Annotated in this window: 24 protein-coding genes, 2 pseudogenes and 1 riboswitch; of the genes and pseudogenes, 16 read left to right on the plus strand and 10 right to left on the minus strand. The window is 46.1% G+C overall.

All coding sequences use genetic code 11. From position 1 onward, the window contains the following. Positions 1-15: 15 nt before the first annotated feature. Entirely contained in the window at positions 16-858 is an 843-nt protein-coding gene (locus tag M1D94_RS15290) for a YitT family protein (protein ID WP_003245017.1), read from the minus strand. A 137-nt stretch (positions 859-995) separates the two neighbouring features. On the opposite strand from M1D94_RS15290, the gene M1D94_RS15295 reads away from it, so the two are divergent. Continuing rightward, positions 996-1847, plus strand: coding sequence for a DegV family protein (locus M1D94_RS15295; RefSeq protein ID WP_003245785.1), 852 nt, complete (start codon positions 996-998; stop codon positions 1845-1847). A 46-nt stretch (positions 1848-1893) separates the two neighbouring features. Here M1D94_RS15295 and nprB read toward each other — a convergent pair whose 3' ends face one another. The 4 genes and pseudogenes from nprB to M1D94_RS15315 all read right to left on the minus strand — a co-directional run bounded on the left by nprB (position 1894) and on the right by M1D94_RS15315 (position 4889). Further along, positions 1894-3510, minus strand: a complete 1617-nt coding sequence (gene nprB, locus M1D94_RS15300; protein WP_456270272.1) for a neutral protease NprB — start codon at positions 3508-3510, stop codon at positions 1894-1896. Between the two features lie 135 nt (positions 3511-3645). Next, a complete protein-coding gene (locus M1D94_RS15305) occupies positions 3646-3939 on the minus strand; it encodes a DUF3784 domain-containing protein (protein WP_003233021.1) in 294 nt (97 codons plus the stop codon). Between the two features lie 19 nt (positions 3940-3958). Beyond that, a complete protein-coding gene (locus M1D94_RS15310; RefSeq protein WP_456270273.1) occupies positions 3959-4546 on the minus strand; it encodes an HAAS signaling domain-containing protein in 588 nt (195 codons plus the stop codon). Further along, positions 4543-4889: pseudogene (locus tag M1D94_RS15315) on the minus strand (PadR family transcriptional regulator). Before M1D94_RS15315 ends, M1D94_RS15310 begins: the two are co-directional and overlap by 4 nt. Before the next feature lie 177 nt (positions 4890-5066). On the opposite strand from M1D94_RS15315, the gene M1D94_RS15320 reads away from it, so the two are divergent. From M1D94_RS15320 to M1D94_RS15330, 3 genes are read left to right on the plus strand one after another with little or no spacing between them, the layout of a single operon-like run. Next, a complete protein-coding gene (locus tag M1D94_RS15320; protein WP_003245405.1) occupies positions 5067-5603 on the plus strand; it encodes an SdpA family antimicrobial peptide system protein in 537 nt (178 codons plus the stop codon). After that, positions 5588-6517 carry a sporulation-delaying protein SdpB family protein gene (locus M1D94_RS15325; RefSeq protein WP_003233028.1) on the plus strand — a complete coding sequence of 310 codons (930 nt, stop codon included), beginning with the start codon at positions 5588-5590 and terminating at the stop codon, positions 6515-6517. Before M1D94_RS15320 ends, M1D94_RS15325 begins: the two co-directional genes overlap by 16 nt. Next, positions 6514-7098 (plus strand): sporulation delaying protein family toxin, encoded by a 585-nt coding sequence (locus tag M1D94_RS15330; protein WP_161621480.1) that lies wholly within the window; start codon positions 6514-6516, stop codon positions 7096-7098. The genes M1D94_RS15325 and M1D94_RS15330 overlap by 4 nt, the downstream gene beginning before the upstream one ends. Before the next feature lie 52 nt (positions 7099-7150). On the opposite strand, the gene M1D94_RS15335 is transcribed toward M1D94_RS15330, so the two are convergent. Beyond that, entirely contained in the window at positions 7151-8047 is an 897-nt protein-coding gene (locus tag M1D94_RS15335) for a CvfB family protein (protein WP_072173900.1), read from the minus strand. A gap of 98 nt (positions 8048-8145) precedes the next feature. Between M1D94_RS15335 and M1D94_RS15340 the strand changes: the two genes are divergently transcribed. The 7 genes from M1D94_RS15340 (at position 8146) to M1D94_RS15370 (ending at position 15412) form a co-directional block, all read left to right on the plus strand. Beyond that, complete coding sequence (locus M1D94_RS15340) at positions 8146-8637, plus strand: YajQ family cyclic di-GMP-binding protein (RefSeq protein ID WP_021479576.1); 492 nt, start codon at positions 8146-8148, stop codon at positions 8635-8637. A gap of 106 nt (positions 8638-8743) precedes the next feature. Then, positions 8744-8861, plus strand: a riboswitch (SAM riboswitch). An 89-nt stretch (positions 8862-8950) separates the two neighbouring features. Beyond that, complete coding sequence (locus M1D94_RS15345) at positions 8951-10789, plus strand: bifunctional homocysteine S-methyltransferase/methylenetetrahydrofolate reductase (protein ID WP_029317597.1); 1839 nt, start codon at positions 8951-8953, stop codon at positions 10787-10789. 90 nt (positions 10790-10879) lie between these two features. After that, entirely contained in the window at positions 10880-11329 is a 450-nt protein-coding gene (locus M1D94_RS15350; RefSeq protein WP_456270275.1) for a GNAT family N-acetyltransferase, read from the plus strand. Between the two features lie 5 nt (positions 11330-11334). After that, complete coding sequence (locus tag M1D94_RS15355; RefSeq protein WP_046160266.1) at positions 11335-12183, plus strand: GNAT family N-acetyltransferase; 849 nt, start codon at positions 11335-11337, stop codon at positions 12181-12183. Between the two features lie 111 nt (positions 12184-12294). Beyond that, positions 12295-13563, plus strand: a complete 1269-nt coding sequence (locus tag M1D94_RS15360) for an MFS transporter (protein ID WP_014476404.1) — start codon at positions 12295-12297, stop codon at positions 13561-13563. Between the two features lie 8 nt (positions 13564-13571). Then, positions 13572-14687 (plus strand): mandelate racemase/muconate lactonizing enzyme family protein, encoded by a 1116-nt coding sequence (locus M1D94_RS15365; RefSeq protein ID WP_021479580.1) that lies wholly within the window; start codon positions 13572-13574, stop codon positions 14685-14687. Between the two features lie 95 nt (positions 14688-14782). After that, a complete protein-coding gene (locus tag M1D94_RS15370) occupies positions 14783-15412 on the plus strand; it encodes a YitT family protein (protein WP_009966972.1) in 630 nt (209 codons plus the stop codon). Between the two features lie 44 nt (positions 15413-15456). Here M1D94_RS15370 and M1D94_RS15375 read toward each other — a convergent pair whose 3' ends face one another. Next, a complete protein-coding gene (locus tag M1D94_RS15375; protein ID WP_021479581.1) occupies positions 15457-16215 on the minus strand; it encodes a phosphosulfolactate synthase in 759 nt (252 codons plus the stop codon). Beyond that, the gene (locus tag M1D94_RS15380; protein WP_064671223.1) at positions 16212-16898 is read right to left on the minus strand and encodes a 2-phosphosulfolactate phosphatase; all 687 of its coding nucleotides are present in this window, start codon (positions 16896-16898) and stop codon (positions 16212-16214) included. Before M1D94_RS15380 ends, M1D94_RS15375 begins: the two co-directional genes overlap by 4 nt. A gap of 186 nt (positions 16899-17084) precedes the next feature. On the opposite strand from M1D94_RS15380, the gene M1D94_RS15385 reads away from it, so the two are divergent. From M1D94_RS15385 to cysC, 3 genes are all read left to right on the plus strand, one after another. After that, a complete protein-coding gene (locus M1D94_RS15385) occupies positions 17085-17795 on the plus strand; it encodes a phosphoadenylyl-sulfate reductase (RefSeq protein ID WP_038829193.1) in 711 nt (236 codons plus the stop codon). 112 nt (positions 17796-17907) lie between these two features. After that, entirely contained in the window at positions 17908-19077 is a 1170-nt protein-coding gene (gene sat / locus M1D94_RS15390; protein WP_038829192.1) for a sulfate adenylyltransferase, read from the plus strand. Next, complete coding sequence (gene cysC, locus M1D94_RS15395) at positions 19074-19673, plus strand: adenylyl-sulfate kinase (protein WP_003245829.1); 600 nt, start codon at positions 19074-19076, stop codon at positions 19671-19673. Before sat ends, cysC begins: the two co-directional genes overlap by 4 nt. A gap of 27 nt (positions 19674-19700) precedes the next feature. Here the strand turns inward: cysC and M1D94_RS15400 are convergent, their stop codons facing one another. Next, positions 19701-20507: an alpha/beta fold hydrolase gene (locus tag M1D94_RS15400; protein ID WP_169037411.1), complete on the minus strand. Its 807-nt coding sequence runs from the start codon at positions 20505-20507 to the stop codon at positions 19701-19703. Positions 20508-20712: 205 nt separating this feature from the next. Here M1D94_RS15400 and M1D94_RS15405 point away from each other — a divergent pair, with 205 nt between their 5' ends. Beyond that, on the plus strand, positions 20713-21351 hold the full coding sequence (locus M1D94_RS15405) for a pentapeptide repeat-containing protein (RefSeq protein ID WP_003233060.1): 639 nt from the start codon (positions 20713-20715) through the stop codon (positions 21349-21351). A gap of 7 nt (positions 21352-21358) precedes the next feature. Here M1D94_RS15405 and M1D94_RS15410 read toward each other — a convergent pair whose 3' ends face one another. After that, positions 21359-22813, minus strand: a complete 1455-nt coding sequence (locus tag M1D94_RS15410) for an aminotransferase-like domain-containing protein (RefSeq protein WP_160221492.1) — start codon at positions 22811-22813, stop codon at positions 21359-21361. A 67-nt stretch (positions 22814-22880) separates the two neighbouring features. Between M1D94_RS15410 and M1D94_RS15415 the strand changes: the two are divergent. Further along, positions 22881-23541: pseudogene (locus tag M1D94_RS15415) on the plus strand (LysE family transporter). Positions 23542-23556 lie beyond the last annotated feature (15 nt).

A 23556-nucleotide genomic window follows, 5' to 3' on the forward strand; every position in this document is an offset into this window, starting at 1 on the left:
TTCCACCTGCTTTCGTCAGTCTTTTCTAAAGAAACCAAAAATCCCTGTCGTTTGAACGATGTTCGTAAATGCTTTTGGATCAACTTCTTTGACGATCTTTTCTAAATCGTACAGTTCATACCTTGTGATGACGATAATCATCATTTCTTTCTGTTCGTTCGTAAAAGCTCCTTTTGCCGGAACAGTTGTGATGCCGCGCACCATTTTTCCGTAAATGGCTTCCTTGATTTCGTCCGCTTTTTTCGTCACAATCATTGCCGTAAGCTTCATGTGGCGAGTGTGAATGGCGTCGATCACCCTCGTTGTCACATATAGTGTAACCAGGGTATATAATGCTTTCTCCCAACCTTGCAATAATCCTGCCGTCAAGATGATAATCCCGTTCAGAATGAAGAAATACGTGCCGACGGGTTTATCCTTCCACTTTGCAAGTACCATGGCGACGATATCAAGCCCGCCTGTCGAAGCTCCGTATTTTAATGTTAAGCCGATACCAACTGCGGAAATGACGCCGCCGAACACCGCGTTCAGCAAAATGTCATGTGACAGGCTTGTTTCCGGCAGGATCCCCATAAACAGAGTAGTGAGTGCGACACTTAAAATGCTGTACACTGTAAACGATTTGCCGACCTTCAGCCATCCTAAAATACCGACCGGAATGTTTAAGAGGAACAAGAGCGTTCCCGTCGATATGTAAAAGGGGGCATATTGGTCAACGACGCTTGATAAAAGCTGGGCAACACCTGTAAATCCGCTGGCATATACATCTGCAGGTATCAAAAATAAGTTCAGCCCGGCAGCATTGAGTAAAGCGCCGATGATGACGATGAGTAATTTTTTTGTTTGATCTAGTACCATGGCATGTTCCTCCGCTCTTTCTTCTTTATTATATTTTCCCTTAAAACAAATATTTGAACACGATTTTGGCAAATTAATATGATATAGTTGGCTTAACTCTCATGATAACGAGCGATAACGGAAAGAAGGGAAGCAATATGACAGTTCATCTCATCGCTGACAGCGCTACTGATTTGCCTCGTTCTTATTTTGAAGAAAAAGGCATTGGCTTTATTCCGCTCAGGGTTTCTCTCGGCGATAAAGAATTCGAAGATGCAGTCACAATTCATGCGGATCAAATATTTGAAGCGATGCAAAATGGAGAAACGCCTAAGACGTCCCAAGCCTCACCGCAAACGATTAAAAATGTGTTTTTGCAATATGCCGAAACAGGTGATCCCGCTCTTTACATTGCCTTTTCCTCAGGTCTCTCCGGCACGTATCAGACAGCTGTAATGATCGCCAATGAAGTGAAGGAGGAATTCCCCGATTTCGATTTGCGGGTCATTGATTCCAAATGCGCTTCATTAGGATACGGTCTGGCTGTCCGGCATGCTGCCGATCTCTGTATCAACGGGAATACAATACAAGAAATTGAAACGTCTGTAAAGAACTTTTGCAGCCAGCTTGAACACATTTTTACCGTTGATGATTTAACATATCTCGCGAGGGGCGGCCGGATATCCAAAACGTCCGCTTTTGTCGGCGGCCTGTTGAATATTAAACCGCTGCTTCAGATGGAGGACGGCAAGCTTGTGCCTCTGGAAAAAATTCGCGGACAGAAGAAACTTTTCAAACGGATCATCGAGCTTATGAAAGAGCGCGGGGATGATTGGAGCAATCAAACCGTCGGGATTAGCTACGCCGCGAACAAAGAAAAAGCCACGGATATGAAACACCTGATTGAGGAAGCGTTCAAGCCGAAAGAAATCATTATGCATCCAATCAGTTCAGCAATCGGCTCGCATGCCGGTCCAGGTACATTGGCGATATTCTTTTTAAGAAAATGAGCAAACAAAAACAGTCAGACTCTGTGTCCTGACTGTTTTTGTTTGCTCATAGAATGCCGACAGCCTCATACGCCTTTTCGACTGAAGCTGATTGCTTCGAGCCTTCACCGTATAAATCATTGGCAGCTTCAATCGCCGCTTGCTTCATCATGCTGAAATCTGTAGATGCCGTTACATAAAATGTTAAAGCCCGATAGTAAATTTGTTCACTTGCTTCACGCCCAATCCCTTCAACCTGTACACCGTGGTGCACGCCTCCTTCTGCAAGAAGATAAGCTGCTTTATTGTGAATGGACGAATTGATATGGACTCCGCCATAATCCTCTGTTCCTGTGTAGCGGTTCGAGTAATGATCTGGATTTCCCTGCTTAGATGGGTCCTCCAATGACCGCAATGAATCTCCTGCAATATCAGGAGTATAGACATCTTCGCCGATCTCCCAATCATCACGGTCAGCCATCGCGCCCATAATGTCAGAAATGGACTCATTTAATGCACCGGGTTCTCCTTGATATAAAAGACCGGCGGAATACTGTGTGACTGCGTGTGTGATTTCATGCGCGACAATGTCGAGCGATCCAGACAGCGGCTTAAATTTCGAACCGTCTCCATCCCCGTATACCATCTGGACACCGTTCCACGCAGCATTGTTCCATTGTTTGCCGACATGCACGGTAGACGTAATCCTTGCTCCGTTTTGATCAAAAGAATCACGGCCAAATGTCTTGCTGTAATAATCGTAAACGGCTTGCGCATTTGCGTGTGCGTCTACAGCCGCAGGTTCATTAAATACGGACGTGCCGCTGACTATTTCTTTGCCCGTATACCCGATCAGTTGAGACAAAAGCGTAAACAAGGTTTCGTTCAGGTTCTTCGCGTCAAACGTATTGATCCCTTTTCCCCTTGTTTCGTCAGCCAAATAAAAGCGCCCATTTTGTTCTGTGACGTTAAAGCTTTTTTCATCACCTGACACGCCGATTCCTGTACCTGCCGCTTCATGAATGGCATTAAAGGACTCAATGACCTTTCCGTTTTTGGCATCGATGAAATAATGCCAATAGCCAGGATCAGGTTCAGATGTCGAGAGTCTCACAAGGTAGGCGAGATCATATTCACCGTCGTGTGGATAGATATATAATTCGCCTTTTGGTTCCCCATCAAGATATTCGATTTTTCCAATGGAAGCCTCGAGCTCACGCCTTGCTGTATGTATTGCTTTTTTCTCAGAAATAGACGGTGTGATGGAGACGTCCTTGATTTGCGGATGCACCTTTCCAAAGAAACTTTTCACTTGTTTGTTTTCCTTCATCGCGACCGCTTGTTCAAAGCCGTAAATCGGAATTCCTTTGTAAACCTCCGTTAATTTAAAAAACGTTTGTTTTGTCTTTGGATCCTTTATGGTTTTCGAAATGCGAAAATGGCTGTTCGCATTCCCTTTGAGCTTAAACTGCGTTTGATGCTTGTCAAGATAGGAAAATAGCGATTCTTTCTGGGTTGTGTTTTGTACCGGCTTCTGCGGTGACTTTTCGATGATGTATGAAGGGGTTTGATACGTATGGTCGTATTTGATGCTTTGATCAGCTGAGGCATGTGTTACAAAAACCATTTGGGCCGCCGTGCATAAACCGGCCAGTAATAGAGATGTCTTGGTCAGGTTGCGCAAAACACCACATCCTTCCTATTTTGGAATCTACCATTTTTCTTCATCCTATCAAAAATACAAAAACTTGTATGTGGTGCTTCGTTCTTATTTTCCCAAAAAAGAAGGGCGGAGATACTTCGCTCTGCCCTTCTTTTTCTACTCTACTAATTTTTTATTGACATAAATAATAACCCCTGCTCCATATGCCAGTATAAGCGGAGGTATGAGCTGCTCCTGACCTTGAAATGAGATAAAACTATTCAGCAAAATGAACAAACCGGAATTCAAGAAAAAGTAGCCTGCTATTCTGGCCAGCCGGTCTTTATCCCGTATACGCGCCTCGTTAAACCCAGCCAGCATCCAGGTTTGTTTTTTGATTCCGACAAAATAGGCAACCACAAAGAATAAAAGCGCGATGACAATTAATAGATAATTGATGCTGATTTCCATCTTACAGCCTCCTACAAGATTACTTGATGTTAAGAAAAAGAAAAAAAGCGGCGCAGCTTACTGCAATCAGCAGCAGGACGACAAGCGCATTGAGGAACGGGCTCAAAAGAAGCAGCACTGCTAAAAACAGCAGATAAACCGCACCGACTCGCGAAATCGTAACAATCTCCTTTTGAGAGCGCATTTTGTTTTTTCTGACACCTGCAAACATCATCAATTTTTTTCGCTTCCATACATATCCGGCGAGCACCATTAAATAAACAGCCAGCGGCAGCTGTCTGAAGTCGGACGGCAGCAGCGGCAGGGCGATAATCGTGACAATGAGAAGGATCGAAAGCCAGCTTTTGCCCAATAAAGACCTCCTCCTTTTCGTCTCTCCCCCATCACCCATCATCAATTCGGCAAGCTCCTTCGGATGAGAAAATTCAGATTCAACAGCTTCCTGCAGTTCCTCTTCACTAAGGCCGGCTTTGATTCTGTCTTGAACGAAAGCGGTGATATGCCCCTTTAATTCGTCGATAGCGTTTTCTCTCTCTACATCAGGCATATTCGCCAGCTCTGCATTTATTTCCTCCATGTATCGGTCAATGATAAGCTGTCCATTCATAGCAAATCCCCCGATAAAGACAGTAAGGCTTGATGGGTTTCCAGGTATTTCTCCAGCCGTTCTTTTAACATTTCTTCTCCTTTTTGCGTCATTTTGTAATACTTTCTTTTCGGGCCGTCCAGTGAATCTTCCCAAAAAATTCGATCCATTCCTTCTCGGTCATACGTTTCAGAATCGGATAAATCGCTCCCTCTGAAATAGCCAGCGCCGAGGTGGTTTTTAAGGATGACGTCAGCTCATAACCGTACATCGGTTTAGAACGCAGAAGGGATAGGATGGCCAGCTCGAAAATCCCTTTTCGAAATTGAACAATCCAGCGGTCATTAACTTGATTCGTTTTCATGGTTTAAATATATCGAAAAAACCACTATATATCAATCACATATAGCAGTGTAAAATGTCCTGTTTTTCCTTTTAACAAAAATGGGATTTCTCATACTTTTTAACCTTTTTATTACATAAATGTTTTTATATTATGAAAAGTGTAAAAACGATTCTTCAGGTTAAAAGGAGCAGTCGAATGCAGAAATCGATATCATTTTTTGTCATTTTTTCAATCCTTTGGGGTTCGCTATTTCTGTTTTCTATTATTGGCAGCTTAGGGACAACCCCGATTCCGCTGACAAAGGACTCCAAATTTCTCATGTCCAGCATCCTCCCTCAGGGCTGGGGCTTTTTTAGCAAAAATCCGCGTGATACTGCAATCGGCTTATATGAGGCTGAAAATGCCAGCGCCAAGGTCAGATGGCCCAATATGAGGGCTGACAACCTATTCGGCCTGTATCGGTATGGGCGGTCACAAGGCGTTGAAATGGGCGTGATCTACAGCCAAGTCGGCAAGGAACAGTGGACAGCATGTAAAGAAAAGGACCTCGGCGCATGCAAAAGCAAAGCCAAAACCGTGCAATTAAAAACACCCGCTCCCCGCCCGCTGCTTTGTGGCAGCTACTATTTGACGAAAGAGGATATTGTTCCTTGGAGCTATTCTAAATACACCCCTTCGTCTTATCAGGTAAAAAGCATAGTCAAGGTTGTGATTTCATGCTCGAAAACATAAAACAGACCATCACCAGATGGGACGAAAGAAACCCGTGGACAAATGTATACGGCCTCGCGCGAAGCATCATTGCGCTATCCAGCCTGCTGACGCTGCTCATCAATCACCCGAGCCTCATTATGAAGCCAGCCAGCGGTATCAGCAGCTATCCAGCTTGTAAAATGAATCTCAGTCTCTTTTGCCTTGGTGAAAATAACTATATGATGTTAAATCTTTTCAGATGGGTCTGCATTGCCATTCTGGTGCTTGTTGTCATTGGCTGGCGCCCCAGAATCACCGGGGTTCTGCATTGGTATGTCAGTTACAGCCTGCAGTCATCGCTGATCGTCATCGACGGAGGCGAGCAGGCAGCCGCCGTCATGACCTTTTTATTGCTTCCCATCACGCTGACCGATCCGAGAAAATGGCATTGGAGCACGAGACCTATAGAGGGCAAAAGAACACTTGGAAAAATAACAGCTTTTATTTCTTATTTTGTGATCAGAATCCAAGTGGCGGTGCTTTATTTTCACTCTACCGTCGCTAAGCTGTCTCAGCAGGAATGGGTGGACGGAACGGCCGTCTATTATTTTGCCCAGGAAAAAACCATTGGCTTCAACGGCTTTTTTCAGGCGTTAACGAAGCCAATTGTAACAAGTCCGTTCGTGGTGATTCCGACATGGGGGACGTTGCTGGTTCAAATTGTCATCTTCGCAGCGCTGTTTGCGCCGAAGAAGCATTGGAGATTGATTTTGATCATCGCTGTTTTTATGCATGAGATTTTTGCAGTCATGCTGGGCCTCATCAGTTTTTCGATTATCATGGCCGGCATTTTGATATTGTATCTCACTCCTATCGATTCCACGATTCAATTTACATATATTCGCAGACTGTTGTGGAATAAAAAACACAAGAAGGGAGAGGTTTCAGTTTGAAGAAGGCGTTTCTAGTTTTTTTGTCGGTTGTATTGGTGACGACTGTGTTTTTGGTGAAGCAGCAAGAAAGTGTGGCACAGGCAAAGCAGCTTGAGTATTCAGGTGAGGAAATTTTTAAAGGCTTTGTGTTTGCCCAAGGGGAAGTTGGCAAACAGCTTCCAGAGGTCTTTAATAAAGCGATGACAGACAAACTCAACACAAAACAGGCAAAGGCTTTTGCCAATCAGGTTGTCGCTGATATTAAAAAAGAGGATGCTGACTTTTTTGATAACCTGAAGAAAGCTGTTTACAGCAAAGATGCATTGAAAGTGGATGAACTGCTGAAAAAAGCAGGTCAAATCGTTAAAGAAAAAGTAGAAGCTGCAAAGGAAATCGCCGCTTCCAAGGATGATACATCCAGAGTTCAGGCCGAGCTTGTCAACACTGTTGATACCGCTAACTATTTCTATTATGTTTCTTATGTTGCTGCAGCCGGTGCCCTGATTCTGATCATTCTCGCCATTGATATTACGCCGATTGCGATTTCAGACAATGTGGATCGCGAAATGGCAATCAGAACGCTGGTTGATGAATTAAACTAGACATAAAAAAACGGCTCGCTCCGCAGTCTGCTGCAGGCGAGCCGTTTTCATGCTATTTTTTCTCGTATGTCCATCCATTTTCCTGATACACTTTTCCGTTTTTCATCAAATGGCCCAGTGCGCGTTTAAAGGCGGCTTTGCTCATATTAAAACGTTCTCTGATATCATCAGGCTGGCTTTTGTCACTGTACGGCATGGCACCGTTTCTCGTTCTCATATACGTTAGAATGCACTCAGCATCAACTGACATTGCATCCTGTTTTCTTGGAAGCAGCGACAAGTTGACTGAACCGTCTTCTTTCACTTGAATCACCCGGCCTGTGACTCTTGAACCGAGTCTTGGCTCCTCTTTTCTTTCTGACGGGTGAATAAAACAGCGGATACCGTCATCCGTGATCACGAATGAACCCGATGCGATCAGCCTGTACACCGTACCTGTCAGCTCTTTATTCATCAGATCTTCTGAAGCGTCGGTAAACAGTTCGCTGATGATATCTTCCGGCGCTGGTTTCGCAAACATGCGCCCCCGGTTCGTCACCTTCAGCATACAGTAAAGTTTGTCCCCTTTTTGCGGCCAGACATCTTCGTACGGCGGCAAATGCTCAGTTGCGACTAGTGCGTCCTTCGATAAACCGACATCAACGAAAACGCCCATATCTTCCACTTTATCCACCACTTCAACCCAGCCATATTCATCCGCGCTGATGACCGGAATTTTCATCGTGGCCGCAAGCCTTTCCTGCTGGTCTACGTATATAAAGACTTCTACTTCGTCTCTGTCCTCGATATCCTCAGTCATTTCACTGTTATGTAAGAGAATCGTATCTTCCCCATCGGTTAAAAAGTAACCGAAGTCGGTTTGGTGATCTATACTCAAGGTTAATTGCTGCCCTGGTCTCATGCTATCGTCCTTCCTGTTCCGCTTATTCTCTGCGGATTTTGTTAACATTTTTTCCAATCATCACAAATTGATTCTTTGTTCTGTTGGAAGTTTCTCTTTATTCTACTATAATCAACACATAAGTTAAATGTTATGGAGGTTTTCATATGGCAAAAGAAAGTTCATTTGATATTGTATCCAAGGTGGAATTGCCTGAAGTGCAAAACGCAATCCAAATTGCACTGAAGGAAATCAGTACCCGATATGACTTTAAAGGCAGCAAAAGCGACATTTCTTTAGATAAAGAGGAGCTTATCCTCGTTTCCGATGACGAATTCAAATTAAGCCAGCTGAAAGATGTGCTGGTCAGCAAATTGATTAAACGAAACGTACCGACAAAAAACATTGAGTACGGCAAGGTTGAAAACGCGTCAGGCGGAACGGTGCGCCAGCGTGCAAAGCTTGTTCAAGGCATTGACAAGGACAACGCAAAAAAAATCAATACGATCATCAAAAACTCCGGACTGAAAGTAAAGTCTCAGGTGCAGGATGATCAAGTGCGTGTCACCGGAAAAAACAAAGATGACCTGCAGCAGATTATCTCAGCTGTACGGGGAGCAGATCTGCCAATTGACGTTCAATTTATAAATTTCAGATAAATTTTCTGATTCCTATTGATTATTGTCTTTATTTTCGGTAAATTTGGAGAAAGGGAAAAACGCCAGGTATCTTTTGGCACTTCCTGACACGAAAATTTCATATCCGTTCTTATCAAGAGAAGCAGAGGGACTGGCCCGACGAAGCTTCAGCAACCGGTGTAATGGCGATCAGCCATGACCAAGGTGCTAAATCCAGCAAGCTCGAACAGCTTGGAAGATAAGAAGAGACAAAATCACTGACAAAGTCTTCTTCTTAAGAGGACTTTTTTTATTTCTCTTTTTTCCTTGCTGATGTGAATAAAGGAGGCAGACAATGGGACTTTTAGAAGATTTGCAAAGACAGGTGTTAATCGGTGACGGCGCCATGGGGACACTCCTCTACTCCTATGGCATTGACAGGTGTTTTGAGGAGCTCAATATTTCAAAGCCGGAGGAAATTCAGCGCATACATAAAGCGTACGTTGAAGCGGGAGCCAACATTATTCAAACGAATACGTACGGGGCCAACTATATTAAATTATCCAGACACGGGCTTGAGGATGACATCAAAAAAATGAATCAGGAGGCCGTAAAGATCGCGCGGGCTTCAGCAGGCGATGCATACGTGCTTGGAACGATGGGCGGCATACGGACATTTAATAAAAACGCGTACAGTCTTGACGAAATTAAGCGCAGCTTCCGCGAGCAGTTGTATCTGCTGCTGCATGAAGAGCCGGATGGCTTGCTGTTAGAAACATATTATGATTTGGAAGAAGCCCGTGAAGTGCTGAAAATCGCGCGCAAAGAGACTGATCTTCCGATTATGCTCAATGTCTCCATGCACGAGCAAGGCGTATTGCAGGACGGAACGCCGCTTTCTGACGCATTGCGCTCGATTGCGGATCTCGGAGCTGATATCGTCGGCATTAACTGCCGCCTCGGCCCTTATCACATGATTGAAGCGCTCAGCGAAGTGCCGATTTTTGATGACGTCTTCTTATCCGTTTATCCGAACAGCAGTCTTCCTTCGCTTGAAGAGGGACGGCTCGTCTATGAAACAGACGACACGTATTTTCAAAACAGCGCGTCAGAATTCCGTAAGCAAGGCGCGCGGATTATCGGCGGCTGCTGCGGCACAACGCCGAATCACATCAGGGCGATGGCGGAAGCAGTTGGCGGACTAGCTCCGATTACAGAAAAAGAAGTCAAAACCCGGGCGAAAGAATTCATTTCTGTTCATCACGAGCGAACCGAGCCCGGCCTGGATGAGATCGCGGCGAAAAAACGCTCTATTATCGTAGAACTGGATCCGCCGAAAAAACTGAGCTTTGACAAATTTCTGTCCGCTGCTGCTGAATTAAAAGAAGCGGGAATCGATGCCCTGACACTCGCCGACAATTCTCTGGCGACCCCGCGGATCAGCAATGTTGCCTGCGGCGCTCTCATCAAGCAGCAGCTCGATATGCGTTCCCTTGTCCATATTACGTGCCGTGACCGTAACATTATCGGCTTACAGTCACATTTAATGGGCCTTGATACGTTAGGGCTGAATGACGTGCTTGCTATTACAGGTGACCCTTCTAAAATTGGGGATTTTCCTGGTGCGACGTCTGTATATGATTTAACATCTTTTGATTTAATCAGGCTGATCAAACAATTCAATGAAGGTCTGTCTCTGTCTGGAAAACCGCTCGGCAAGAAAACGAATTTCTCAGTTGCCGCCGCATTTAATCCTAACGTCCGCCATCTGGATAAAGCGGTAAAACGGCTTGAGAAAAAAATAGATTGCGGCGCAGATTATTTTGTTTCTCAGCCTGTCTATTCCGAGCAGCAGCTTGTCGATATCCATAACGAAACAAAACATCTGAAGACGCCGATCTATATCGGCATCATGCCGCTGACAAGCAGCCGGAATGCCGAATTCATCCATAATGAAATTCCCGGCATTAAGCTGTCTGATACGATTCGCGAAAAAATGGCCCATGCCGGTGAAGATAAAGAAAAGCAAAAGGCGGAAGGCCTTGCGATTGCACGCTCCCTGCTGGATACGGCATGCGAGCTGTTTAACGGCATCTACTTGATAACGCCTTTCCTCAGATCTGACTTAACCGCCGAGCTCACTTCCTATATTCAGCAAAAAGATGAGCAGCGCCAAAATATCTTTTTGCATTAATCCCTTAAAAGACTGTCTGATCCAATCGGGCGGTCTTTTTCAACGGGATTCGTGTTACGATATAGAAAAACAGTCATGAGGAGGAACATTATGCTCGAAGTCAAAACCATTTCCGCGGAAGATACATATGAAATCCGGCACCGCATTCTGCGTCCCCATCAATCCATTGAACAATGCAAATATGAAGAGGATCATGCAAAAGGCTCCTTTCATCTCGGCGCATTTTTTGAAGGAAAGCTGATCAGCATCGCTTCTTTTTCCCCGCAAAATCAGCCATTAATAACAGAATCCCCAGCATATCGGCTGAGAGGCATGGCAACGCTTGAAGGATATCGCGATCAAAAAGGCGGGAGCACGCTGATCAAACACGCGGAAGAGAAACTGGCAAAGAACGGCGTTCAGGCAGTCTGGTGCAATGCCAGAAGCCAGGTGAAAGGCTACTATTCAAAGCTTGGGTGGGAAGTACTCGGCGAACCGTTTGAGATTCCCGGCATAGGCACTCATATCATCATGTATAAAAAACTCGAAACAAGCAGGTGATCTGTATGAGGGTAATCGATAAGCTGATTAAGCTTCATGAAGAACATATCCCTAGTCTATTGCGGCTTTGCAGGCAAGCCGGGTGGCCGGATTACGGCGAACAAGAGCTGGCACTGCTTGTCCAGCAAGGACGCTTTTTCGGCTATCAAAATGTCAGCGGTGATATTATTTCCTGCATCGGCTTGTTTTTGTTTGGCCGGCTTGCTTCTATCGGCCTCGTGATCGTGGACAAAGAATATCAACGGCTCGGTCTCGGCCGGCGTATGGTAAACGCCTGTATCCCCCAAGCGGGTGAAAACACCGCCATCAGGCTTTGCGCCACAAAAGAAGGTTTGCCGCTTTATGAAAAAGCAGGTTTTCATACGGCAGGTTCAGTGCGAAAGTACAGCTGTCACAGTTTTCAACCTTATACAAAAAAGCTTGATGCTGAACTGACATCCTTTAGAGAACAAGACTTTCACGACTTAACCGCGGCGGATCTGGAAGCCTTTGGCGGAGATCGATCAAATCTTTTGCAGCAGCTTATTTCTGCTTCATGCGAATGTATCATCGCCAGAAATCATGACGGACAGCTAATTGGCTACGGACTTTCTGTACAGACACCGGCCAATTTGAAATTCGGCCCTATCATCGCTGCATCATCAGATGTTGCAGCACAAATAATTAACAGGCTGGCGGCCGGCAAACAAGGGCCGATGCGAATCGATATACCGAGTGAACACACGTCTCTGCATGACAGCCTGATAGAAATGGGATTTCGTAAAGATGATGAACCTCCGCTTTTGTTTTATCAGAAAAAAGCGCCTATTCAAAATGGACACTTATATGCTTTGATTTCACAGGCTCTCGGTTAACCCTCTTTTTTCCCGAACAGGTATCTTCTGTTCGGTTTTTTGCTGTCTGATCGCTGAATAAACGAAGCCATCAGGGACATTCTAAGCAGAAGAAAAGGAGTGTGCTCTGAGATGGAATCATCAAAACAAAATAACGGAATGACGGTTGTAGCAATCGGTTCAATCCCTTTAATATTAACCCTAGGAAACTCGATGCTTATTCCGATTTTGCCAAAAATGAAATCTGAACTTCATTTATCACAATTTCAAGTCAGTCTCGTGATCACAGTATTTTCCTTGATTGCAGCTTTTGCGATTCCGATTGTCGGTTATCTCGCAGACCGATTCTCAAGGAAAGTCATCATTATTCCCTGCTTAATTTTGTATGGTGCCGGCGGTTTGTTAGCCGGGTTTGCGGCAGGTTTTTTTGACAATGCCTATCCTTGGGTCATGGCAGGACGAGCGTTACAGGGAATCGGGGCAGCCGGAACCGGCCCAATTGCCATGGCACTGACGGGAGATCTGTTTAAAGGCGCCCAGGAGAGCAAGGTGCTCGGCCTTGTTGAAGCTTCAAACGGCATGGGGAAAGTGCTATCGCCGATCATTGGCTCGCTGATCGCCCTGCTTGTCTGGTATGGCGCGTTTTTTGCCTTTCCTGTGTTTTGTATCATTTCGATCGTACTGACTTGGATTTTTATTAAAGAAAAGAAAAAGGAAAAAGAACCGCCACCAATCGGAAAATATGCAAAAGGGCTGTTAAGTGTCTTTAAACACGAAGGCAGATGGCTGTTTACCGCTTATTTAGCAGGTGCGACCTGTTTGTTTACTTTATTCGGCATCCTGTTTTATCTCTCAGATGTTCTTGAAAAAACATACGACACCGACGGCGTGAAGAAAGGCTTGATTTTAGCGATCCCGCTTTTGGTTATGTGTGTGACGTCCTATACAACAGGAAGCAAAATCGGGCAAAAGCAATCGTTAATGAAAAAGCTGATCGTACTTGGATTGGCGTTCATGACCGTATCCTACGCGGCACTGTCATTCATTGAAAATCTTGTCCTTTTTATCAGTGTTCTTGTACTGAGCAGTATAGGCTCAGGTCTTGTCCTTCCTTGTGTGAACAGTTTTATTACCGGGGCTGTCGGCAAAGAAAGACGGGGATTTGTCACCTCGCTGTACGGCTCTGTACGTTTCTTAGGGGTAGCGATCGGTCCTCCGATTTTCGGCCGCCTGATGCAATGGTCCAGACCCGGCATGTTTTTAAGCATCGCGGGATTGACTCTCGTTGTCGGGATTCTTGTGATGATGCTCATCCATGTGAAGCAAAACAATGAAGAAACAAAAGAAAAAGAAGACCCTAAAATGGCTGGCAATCGGCTCCAGCCCGCTGAGGAAAGGTAGCACCCAGTTTGAAAATTGTACGGATTGAAACCTTTCCGCTATTTCACCGATTAGAAAAGCCATACGGAGATGCCAATGGGTTTAAACGATATCGGACTTGTTATCTCATTAGGATTATCACCGAAAGCGGGATAGACGGCTGGGGAGAATGCGTTGATTGGCTCCCTGCTCTCCATGTCGGTTTTACGAAGCGGATCATCCCGTTTCTATTGGGAAAACAGGCCGGCAGCCGCCTGTCATTAGTGCGCACGATTCAAAAATGGCACCAGCGGGCGGCCTCCGCTGTAAGCATGGCGCTGACAGAGATTGCAGCCAAAGCTGCGGATTGTTCGGTTTGCGAATTATGGGGCGGGCGATACAGAGAGGAGATTCCTGTGTACGCGTCTTTTCAATCGTACTCAGACTCCCCGCAATGGATCAGCCGCTCAGTCTCCAATGTTGAAGCCCAGTTGAAAAAAGGGTTTGAGCAAATCAAAGTCAAAATTGGCGGGACTTCATTCAAGGAGGATGTCCGGCACATCAATGCGCTGCAGCATACAGCAGGCAGCTCCATTACGATGATTCTGGACGCAAACCAAAGCTACGATGCCGCTGCGGCTTTTAAATGGGAGCGCTATTTCTCCGAATGGACGAACATTGGCTGGCTTGAGGAGCCTTTGCCCTTTGATCACCCGCAGGATTACGCTATGCTTCGAAGCCGTTTGTCTGTTCCTGTTGCCGGTGGAGAAAACATGAAAGGCCCGGCGCAATATGTGCCTCTCCTTTCACAGCGCTGTTTGGATATCATTCAGCCCGATGTCATGCATGTCAACGGAATTGATGAGTTTCGGGACTGCCTCCAGCTCGCGCGTTATTTCGGCGTCAGAGCATCCGCCCATGCATATGACGGATCGCTCTCACGACTCTATGCTTTATTTGCACAAGCCTGTCTGCCCCCATGGTCTAAAATGAAGAACGATCACATTGAACCGATCGAGTGGGACGTCATGGAGAATCCTTTTACAGATCTCGTCAGCCTGCAGCCTTCAAAAGGAATGGTCCACATCCCGAAAGGAAAAGGCATTGGAACAGAGATCAATATGGAGATCGTCAATCGCTACAAGTGGGATGGCTCAGCATATTAAGCTGGGCCATTTCTTTATTTTGAGACATAAATAATGGACAGCCTCATAAAATGAAAACAGCGGACAAGTCTTTTCATAAAGGAGCAAATGACTTAATGGCTGAACTGCTGATGAAAGCAAAACTTACGTTTATGATTGTCGTAGGCGGCGTACTACAGGGACTCGGCATGTCCTTGTTTTTATTTCCGCATGATATTCCAACAGGCGGTGCAGCAGGTATTGCGGTGCTATTGCATTATCTGTTTCAAATCCCCCACGGATTTTCAGTGTGGGCTGTGAATGTATCAATGCTTTTTACCGCTTTAAAATGGCTGGAGATGAGAACATTCACCGGCACCCTCGCTTCTATCACCGTCACCTCTGTCTCGGTATTGATCTTTGATGCGGTTTTTCCGGATATCACATCTAATCTGTGGCTTGATCTGGCAAGCGGCGCAGTGTTATTGGGACTCGGCATCGGACTTTTATACAAATATAAAATTTCAAACGGAGGGTTCGGAGCACTTGCTCTGATGATTTCTATCTACCGCGGTGGGAATCCCGGAACGATCCTGCTCATCATGAATTGCATCATTTTTATGGTCACCGCGTCTATTATTGACTGGGGCATCGTCATTCAAGCCCTCATATGCCAAGTGATATCGACAAGAGTCATCGACTTCATCTACAACATCCGTCTGACCTCACTTCCCTATCTCACGCCTATGTACCGCCATAAAAAATAATAGGCAGAGGCTCTCTTCACGACGAGAGCCCCGCAGCCGCTATTTTACAGAAAAAAGGTATCGGATCTTAGCCCTAAACGCAGCGTTTCCAACGCGATGGCATCATGAAATGGAATATTGGCCAGATTCACATTCGGCCCGATTTTTTGAATAAACCCTTGCTGAAGCGTTTTGTTAGGCGCTTCAAAAATCAGCCTGTTGATATCAATATCCGAGGAAATGATGTCGTCAACAATTTGAAATCTGACATCGCCGCTGCTGGAACAGATCCCTCCCGTTCCGCTTTCTCTGGCTTCTGTAATCACTTTTTCCGCGCCCGCTTCCATATCCTCAACGATATATTCAAGCCATTCCTCAGAGCTTTGCCGGCTTGCTAATTCCGCATCCTTGCTGCCCACCTCACTGAGCACAAGAAATTCATCAGAAAAATCGGCAATGAAAGCCGCTTTCTCTTTATTTGTCATCGGGAGCGTACCGTTTGAAATCTCAATATATTCACAGCCGAAATAGGTGCAGTACCGATGAAATTCATTCACTTTTTTCTGGCTTACGTACTTTTCGAACAGTGTGCCGCCAAAGAAAAATGTAATGTCATGTTCTTTCAGTGTGCTGATTTTTTCTTCAAGATCTTTCGTAAGTAATGATGTGCCCCAGCCGAATTTCACAAAATCAATATAGTCGGACGCTCCGGCTATGACATCTTTGAAAAATTGCAAGGGATAGCCGTTATCAATTAAAATGGACTGCCCGGTTTCTCTCGGCTTGTTTGTTCTCACTGGCAATTCTAGTGAAAAATCATTCATATTATGACCCTCTCTATCGTTGGAACTTCTCCATCTTGTTTCACTTTCATCACAAAATCGCCCGTCAGTTCTTTTGTACAGTAAACGATGTCTTCCGAATCAAACAATGGCTGGCGGCTGTCAAAAAACTTCTCCGCAACAGAAGAGCGTTTTATTCTTTGAATCGCCTCCTCAGCCGTTACCGCATTTGTCCCTTCAATGATGCCTTTGATATACTCCGCACACGCCATATCGTCATCACCTGATGGGTGGGAAGCCACAATGTTCACGACACAATCGTTTGCGGCGAGCTTTTTCACATGCTCTGCCGTTGTTTTGGCATTGGAAAATCCAGTTACGAACAGATGCTTTGCGTTCAGCGCCCCCAATGCTGCTGTGACGCCGTTTGTTGTTTTCTGGATTAGGCGCTTATCCGCCATATCCTGCCCAGCCATACGTTTTGGAGAATTATCTAAATCAAATCCGCTGATACCGACCCCCTTTTCCTCTCCCGTCAAAACATAATCCGGATAGGTGTCTTTCAGCGCAAAGGCTTCATCAGCTGTCCGGACCAACAAAATCTCTTTCGCCCCGCCGATAAACGCATAATGGGCGACCGTAAAAGCTCTGATGACATCAATGACGATGTTAATGTCCGCCGGGGCAAGCGAATGATGATGCCCCTGATAAATGGCTATCGGCATACTACCTCTCCTTGGGCATAAAACCATTTTGCTAAAAAGCATATTCAGCCGGGCTCTTAATGGTTCCGCACCTCATTTTAGGCGGGCGCGGCACGTAAAAACCCTGAACCTTTATGCAAAAAATGAATAGTCTGCCTATAACTCGATCAATAGATAAAAAAAGCAGATGCAAACGGGGGGAAAACGTTGAACGAAACCATCACATATGACACATGGAACGACATGCTGTCCAAACAGATAACGGATCAATTGATCGATGAGCTCGATGTGTTGAAGTGGGCTTACCGAACGTACGGAGAAAAGATTGTGTACGCATGCAGCTTTGGCGCAGAAGGAATGGTGCTTCTAGACTTAATATCAAAAATCAACAAAAACGCACACATCATCTTTTTGGATACCGGGCTTCATTTTCAGGAAACATATGAGCTGATCGAGACCGTCAAAGAGCGATATCCGGGATTTGCAATCCAGATGCTCGAACCCGAGCTGAGCTTAACAGAACAGGGGACGAAGTACGGCGGAGAGCTATGGAAGCATAACCCGAACCTCTGCTGCCAATTGCGGAAAATTGAACCGCTCAAAAAGCACCTGTCCGGCATGACAGCTTGGATTTCAGGACTGCGCCGGGAGCAGTCGCCAACGAGAAAGCATATTCAATACGTAAACCTGGACCAGAAGTTTAAGCTCATCAAAATTTGCCCGCTCATCCACTGGACATGGGATGACGTTTGGACGTACATCCGCCTGCACAATTTGCCTTATAACAAACTGCACGATCAACATTATCCGAGCATAGGCTGTGAAATGTGTACATTGCCTTCCCCGGACCCGAACGATGAGAGGGCTGGAAGATGGGCCGGACGGGAGAAAACAGAATGCGGCCTGCATCAAGAATAGCGGATGGCAGGTTCTTGATGTGAGAATCGAAATGATGTTGAGACGCTGATGTCAAACTTTCATTAACCGCAGAAAAGAAAACAAGGAAACGTATAATTGGAGGTTGAACACGTTGAATGGAAACGAACCCCATGGAGGGGTATTAATCAACCGCTGTGATCCCGCATGCCATTTTGAAGGGTGCGCGTGCCAAGCAGAGCTGGATCAGCTTGCACTGAGTGATCTGGAGCTTATCGCGATCGGCGGATACAGCCCGTTAACAGGTTTTTTGGGAGAAAAAGATTATCATCGTGTTGTGAAGGAAATGAGGCTGGCAAACGGCTTGCCGTGGAGCCTGCCGATTACGCTGCCTGTCGGAGAAAAAACAGCAAAACAGCTGTCTGCCGGAGATCACGTCAAGCTTGTGAAAGACGGTGTTACCTACGGCATGATCACAGTCACCGATATATACCAGCCTGATAAAACACAAGAAGCACTGTCTGTTTTTAAAACAAACGATCCTGCCCACCCAGGCGTAAAAAAATTGCTGGCGCGCCCAGATTACTATATCGGAGGGCCTATCACGGTCAGCCGCCTGCCTGACAAATCTTTCGAACAGTTTTATGCAACGCCCGCAGAAACAAGAGCAGCCTTTCAAAAACTCGGCTGGAAAACGATTGTCGGCTTTCAAACCAGGAACCCTGTTCACAGAGCGCATGAATACATTCAAAAAACAGCATTAGAAACGGTCGACGGTCTGCTGCTTCACCCGCTTGTCGGAGAAACAAAGTCAGACGATATCCCAAGCGATATCAGAATGGAGAGCTACCAGGCTTTGCTTAATCACTATTATCCAAAGGATCGTGTCATGTTATCGGTTTTCCCTGCCGCCATGCGTTATGCAGGTCCGCGGGAAGCGATTTTCCATGCGCTCGTCCGAAAAAATTACGGCTGCACCCATTTTATTGTAGGCCGTGATCACGCGGGTGTCGGCAGCTACTATGGAACATACGACGCCCAAAATATTTTTCAATCATTCACAGAGGAAGAGCTGGGCATCAAGCCGATGTTTTTTGAGCACAGCTTTTATTGCCGAAAATGCGGAAACATGGGCACCTCCAAAACATGTCCGCACAGCTCAAGAGACCACATCCACTTATCAGGCACAAAAGTGAGAGAGCTTCTCCGCCAAGGCAAAAAGCCGCCTAAAGAATTCAGCCGGCCTGAGGTCGCAGCCGTGCTGATCAAGGGACTTCACCAACAGCCTGTTGCCATCAAACAAAACAGCGGGGAATTGCAATGACACACAATCCGAACATCATTTGGCATCCCGCTGCCATCTCAAAGTCTGACAGACAGTCCTTAAACGGACACAAAAGCTGCGTCCTTTGGTTTACAGGTTTGTCCGGCTCCGGAAAATCGGTGCTGGCCAATGCAGTCGATGAAAAGCTTTACCGCAAGGGCATTCAGAGCTACGTGCTTGACGGTGATAATATCCGCCACGGCTTAAACAAAGATCTTGGATTTCAGACTGGTGACAGGATTGAAAACATCCGCCGGATCGGAGAAGTGGCGAAGCTGTTTGTCGACAGCGGGCAAATGATTTTAACGGCTTTTATTTCTCCATTCAGAGAGGATCGGGACATGGTTAGAGCACTCTTTCCTAAAGGTGAGTTCTTCGAAATTTATGTGAAGTGCCCGCTGCATGTTTGTGAACAGCGCGATCCAAAAGGGCTTTATAAAAAAGCGCGAAACGGAGAGATCAAACATTTCACCGGGATCGATTCTCCGTATGAAGCGCCGCTTTCACCCGATTTCATCATTGAGTCAGACCAGACCTCTATTTCCGATGGAGCTGATCTCATCATTAACGCACTTCAAAACAGAGGAATTATATAAAAAACCCGATCAATGTCGGGTTTTTTCTTATGAGTTGGAGAACTGCGCAATCAAACTGTTGATCTTCTCTTTTTCCTCATAAAATGCTCCGTGCCCGCTGTTTGCAAACGGAACCAATTCCGACTGTTTGATGCCGCGCTTCAATTCTTTCGCAAAATCAAACGGCGCAATTCTATCCTTTCTCCCGTGCAGGATCAGCGTCGGCACCTTGATTGCAGCAAGTTCCTTTCTGAGATCTTCGTCTCTTAATGCGATGCCCGAGTGGATCGTCCCGTAGGAGGAGGCCTCCAGCATCAGATTGAGAAACCACTGTCTAAGCTCTGGAGACACTTTTTTCTCAAAAAACTGTTTCCCTAAATCAGCCAGTGTTTTGGGCCGATCAGCTTTGAACAATTCAATCATATCGTCAATATCCTGCTTCCTCATCCCGTACGGATAACCCGGGCGTTTTGTAAACGCGGGGGCCGCCGCAGACAGTAAAATCAGCTTATCAACATCGGCTCCTTCATGCCTTGCCATATAACGGATTGCAATGGCGCCGCCCATTGAAAAACCGGCAAGAATCGCATTCTCAAGCTGCAGCGTATAAATGACTGCTTTCACATCATCGGCCATCGTGTCATAATCGTAGCCTTCCCAAGGGCGGTCAGATTGCCCATATCCCCGCAAATCAACGCCGATAAAACGAAATCCCCTTTTCGGAAGCTCATTCATTTGATATTCAAACATCTTATGATTCAACGGCCACCCGTGCAAAAAGATGATCGGCCTTCCATGTCCGATATCCTCTACAAACAGTGTCACATACTCCTCGGTTTTGACGTAATGCCCCATTCCGCATTCCTCCTGTTCCCTTTGGCTTTTTCGGCCTGTAAACGCCTTGACGTATAGGAAGCTTTCCATTTATGCTTACAAAACAAGCGGGCTGCTGTACCAAGAAAAGGCTTTTCACGATTTACTATATGTATCAATTTCCTTAACGATCTATTAAATTGAACCCGGAAGCCTCTGTTTTTCGGGCAGCAAAGGATGTCATCACATGAATAAAATCGCAATTCAAAAACCAAACATACCGGAAAACCTGCAAACCGCAGATTTTCATGATGCCGTGACGCAGGATGATGTAATCAGCATGCATTTGTTTGAAGATTGTACCATCTGCGGCGAAGATATTGAAAGACTCTGTGTTGAAAAAACGGTATTCAGAAATGTCGTCTTTATCGATGTGTCTTTTCGGCATATTGAACTGACCGATGTGATCTTTGAAAAGTGCGATTTATCAAACGCCGATTTCAGCGGGGCTGTCATTCACAGAACTTCAGTTAAGCAGTCAAAAATGGTTGGAATGAATGTGGCGGAAGCAACGCTGCGGAATGTTTCATTCGAGGAATGCCACGGACATTTCAGCTCATTTTCGTATTCAAATATGAAACAAGTTCGATTTGATCACTGTGCTCTTATGCAAAGTGAATGCAGCGATACGGTGCTCCAGCAGACACACTTTGACGGATGCGAATTGGAAGGCGCCAGCTTTACCGGCACATCCCTTCAAAACATGGACATCAGCACGTGCCGTTTTGAACAGCTTCATGTCTCCCTCGACAAATTGAAAGGCTGCAAAATCGCACCTGAGCATGCGATTGCCTTCGCCAGGGCACTGGGAGCTGTCATCGTATAACCAAAGCTTAGGACATCATCAGGCGGCGTGCTGTTTCAGCTGCCGCTTTAATGCCAGTTTCCAAATCTCCAAGAGATGCATAGGAATATGACAGCCTGATGCTGTTTCGGTCTTCACCGTCATAAATGTAGCCGGGATTCACAAGCACCTGCCGTTTCAGCAATCCATAAAAGAAACGGCTGACAGGCAGGTTTTTGTGAAATGTCACCCAAATATAAAAGCCGCCTGCGGGAATCCGCCACGTGGCAATGTCCCCGGCATACCGCTCGAGAAAATGAACGGCGGCGTCTCTCCTTTCTTTAAGCTTCCTGCGTACCCAAGTCAGATGCTCTTCATAATACCCCTGTGACAGCCACTCGGCAGCCGCCCACTGGGACAGGCCGCTTGATCCGTAGTCTGTCTGCATTTTAATGTCCGCCAGCCTTTCAATAACCGGCTCCGGACCGGCAAGCCAGCCGATTCGCAGACCGGGGCTAACCGTTTTGGAAAACGTGCCCAGATACAGAATATTGCCCTCATGATCCATTGCTTTCAACGGCTGCGGAGGTTTTTCTTCAAACCATAAATCACCGTACGCATCATCCTCAATGATGGGCAGCTGCTCTTTTTTTGACAGGCTGATGATCTCTTTCCTTCGCTGCTCTGACATGACTGTGCCTGTCGGATTATGAAACGACGGAATCGTGTAAAGCAGCTGTCCTCCATATTGTTTTCGATTAGAAGAAACAAGCCCCGCTTTGACCCCTTCATCATCCATCGGCAAGCCGCGAAGCCGCATCCCAGCTGATTGAAATACATGCAAGGATTGAAGGTAGGACGGCTTCTCCGTCAAAATGACAGAATCTCGTTTTAAAAGTCCAATTGAGATGAGCTGAAGTGCCTGAAGTGCACCGGACACAATTAAAATTGCAGACGGTGACACATGGATCTTCTTTCCTTTTAAATGGTCGGCCACTGCCTCCCGCAGTTTACGGTTTCCTTTCGGCTGCTCATATCCTAAAGACAGGACGCCCAGATTGATTTGCTGAAACATCCGTCCAATTGTGTCAGCAGGCACAAGATCCGGTGAAAGTTCTCCAGTTCCTAATCTGATGATATCCGCTCTTGGTTCGTTCTGATTAATAGCTTGAATGATGGAAGAATTGGCGCGATGAATGCCCGAACGGACGTAATCGCTCCAATCAAGCGGAGGCTCAGCCGCCAGCACGCTCCAAGTACTGTTTACAACCTTCGTACCGCCGCCTCTTCTTCCCTCTAACAAGCCTTGAGACGTGAGTTCATCTATGGCTGCTGTGACTGTGCTGCGGTTGACTTGAAACATGTCGGCCAGCGTTCTCTGTGAGGGGATTTTCGTCCCTACAGCCCACTCTCCGTGAAGAATCTTGTCTTTCATATATTGTTCGATCTGCCGATGCAGCGGAACATCCGACTTTCGGCTTGGCTGCCATTGCGACAAGGTCATGCCCCCCCTTTTTTACACATTATACATTTGGCTGGTTCCTAACCCAACCAAATGGCTGGAGACTTTAGTGACAATCTCTCTTATGATTGAAAAAAATGTGAAGGGAGTTTTTCAGCATGAATGCAATCATTCACGGAATTGTGCTCGCGTTTGGCTTAATTTTGCCGCTGGGAGTGCAGAATGTGTTTATTTTTCAGCAAGGCGCGTGGCAAAAGCATATTTGGCGGGCTCTCCCAGCTGTCATCAGTGCTTCAGTCTGCGATACCCTGTTAATCGTATTAGCCGTTGCGGGCGTGTCTGTCATTGTGCAGGAGCTGCCTGTGTTTGAGACAGTCATGATGGCCGGCGGATTTTTATTTTTGCTCTATATGGGCTGGGTGACTTGGAACAGCCGTCCGAACACAAGCCAAAACGAGAAACATACGTTCACACCAAAAAAGCAAGTTGCATTTGCGGCCGCAGTTTCTCTTTTAAACCCGCATGCCATTCTGGACACGATCGGCGTCATCGGCACGAGCTCTCTTCAATATTCGGGGCTTGAGAAATGGCTCTTTATGGCCGCCTGCATCGCTGTGTCTTGGATTTGGTTTATCAGCCTTGCAATAGCGGGCCGGTTGTTTCAGACGATAGATACGAGCGGCAGGCTTATGCTGATCGTAAACAAATGCTCTGCAGCGGTAATGTGGGCAGCGGCAGGATATTTTGGGGTGTCACTCTTTTGCAATTGAAGGAAAAACAGATGA

The organism is Bacillus sp. JZ109 (assembly GCF_053903135.1).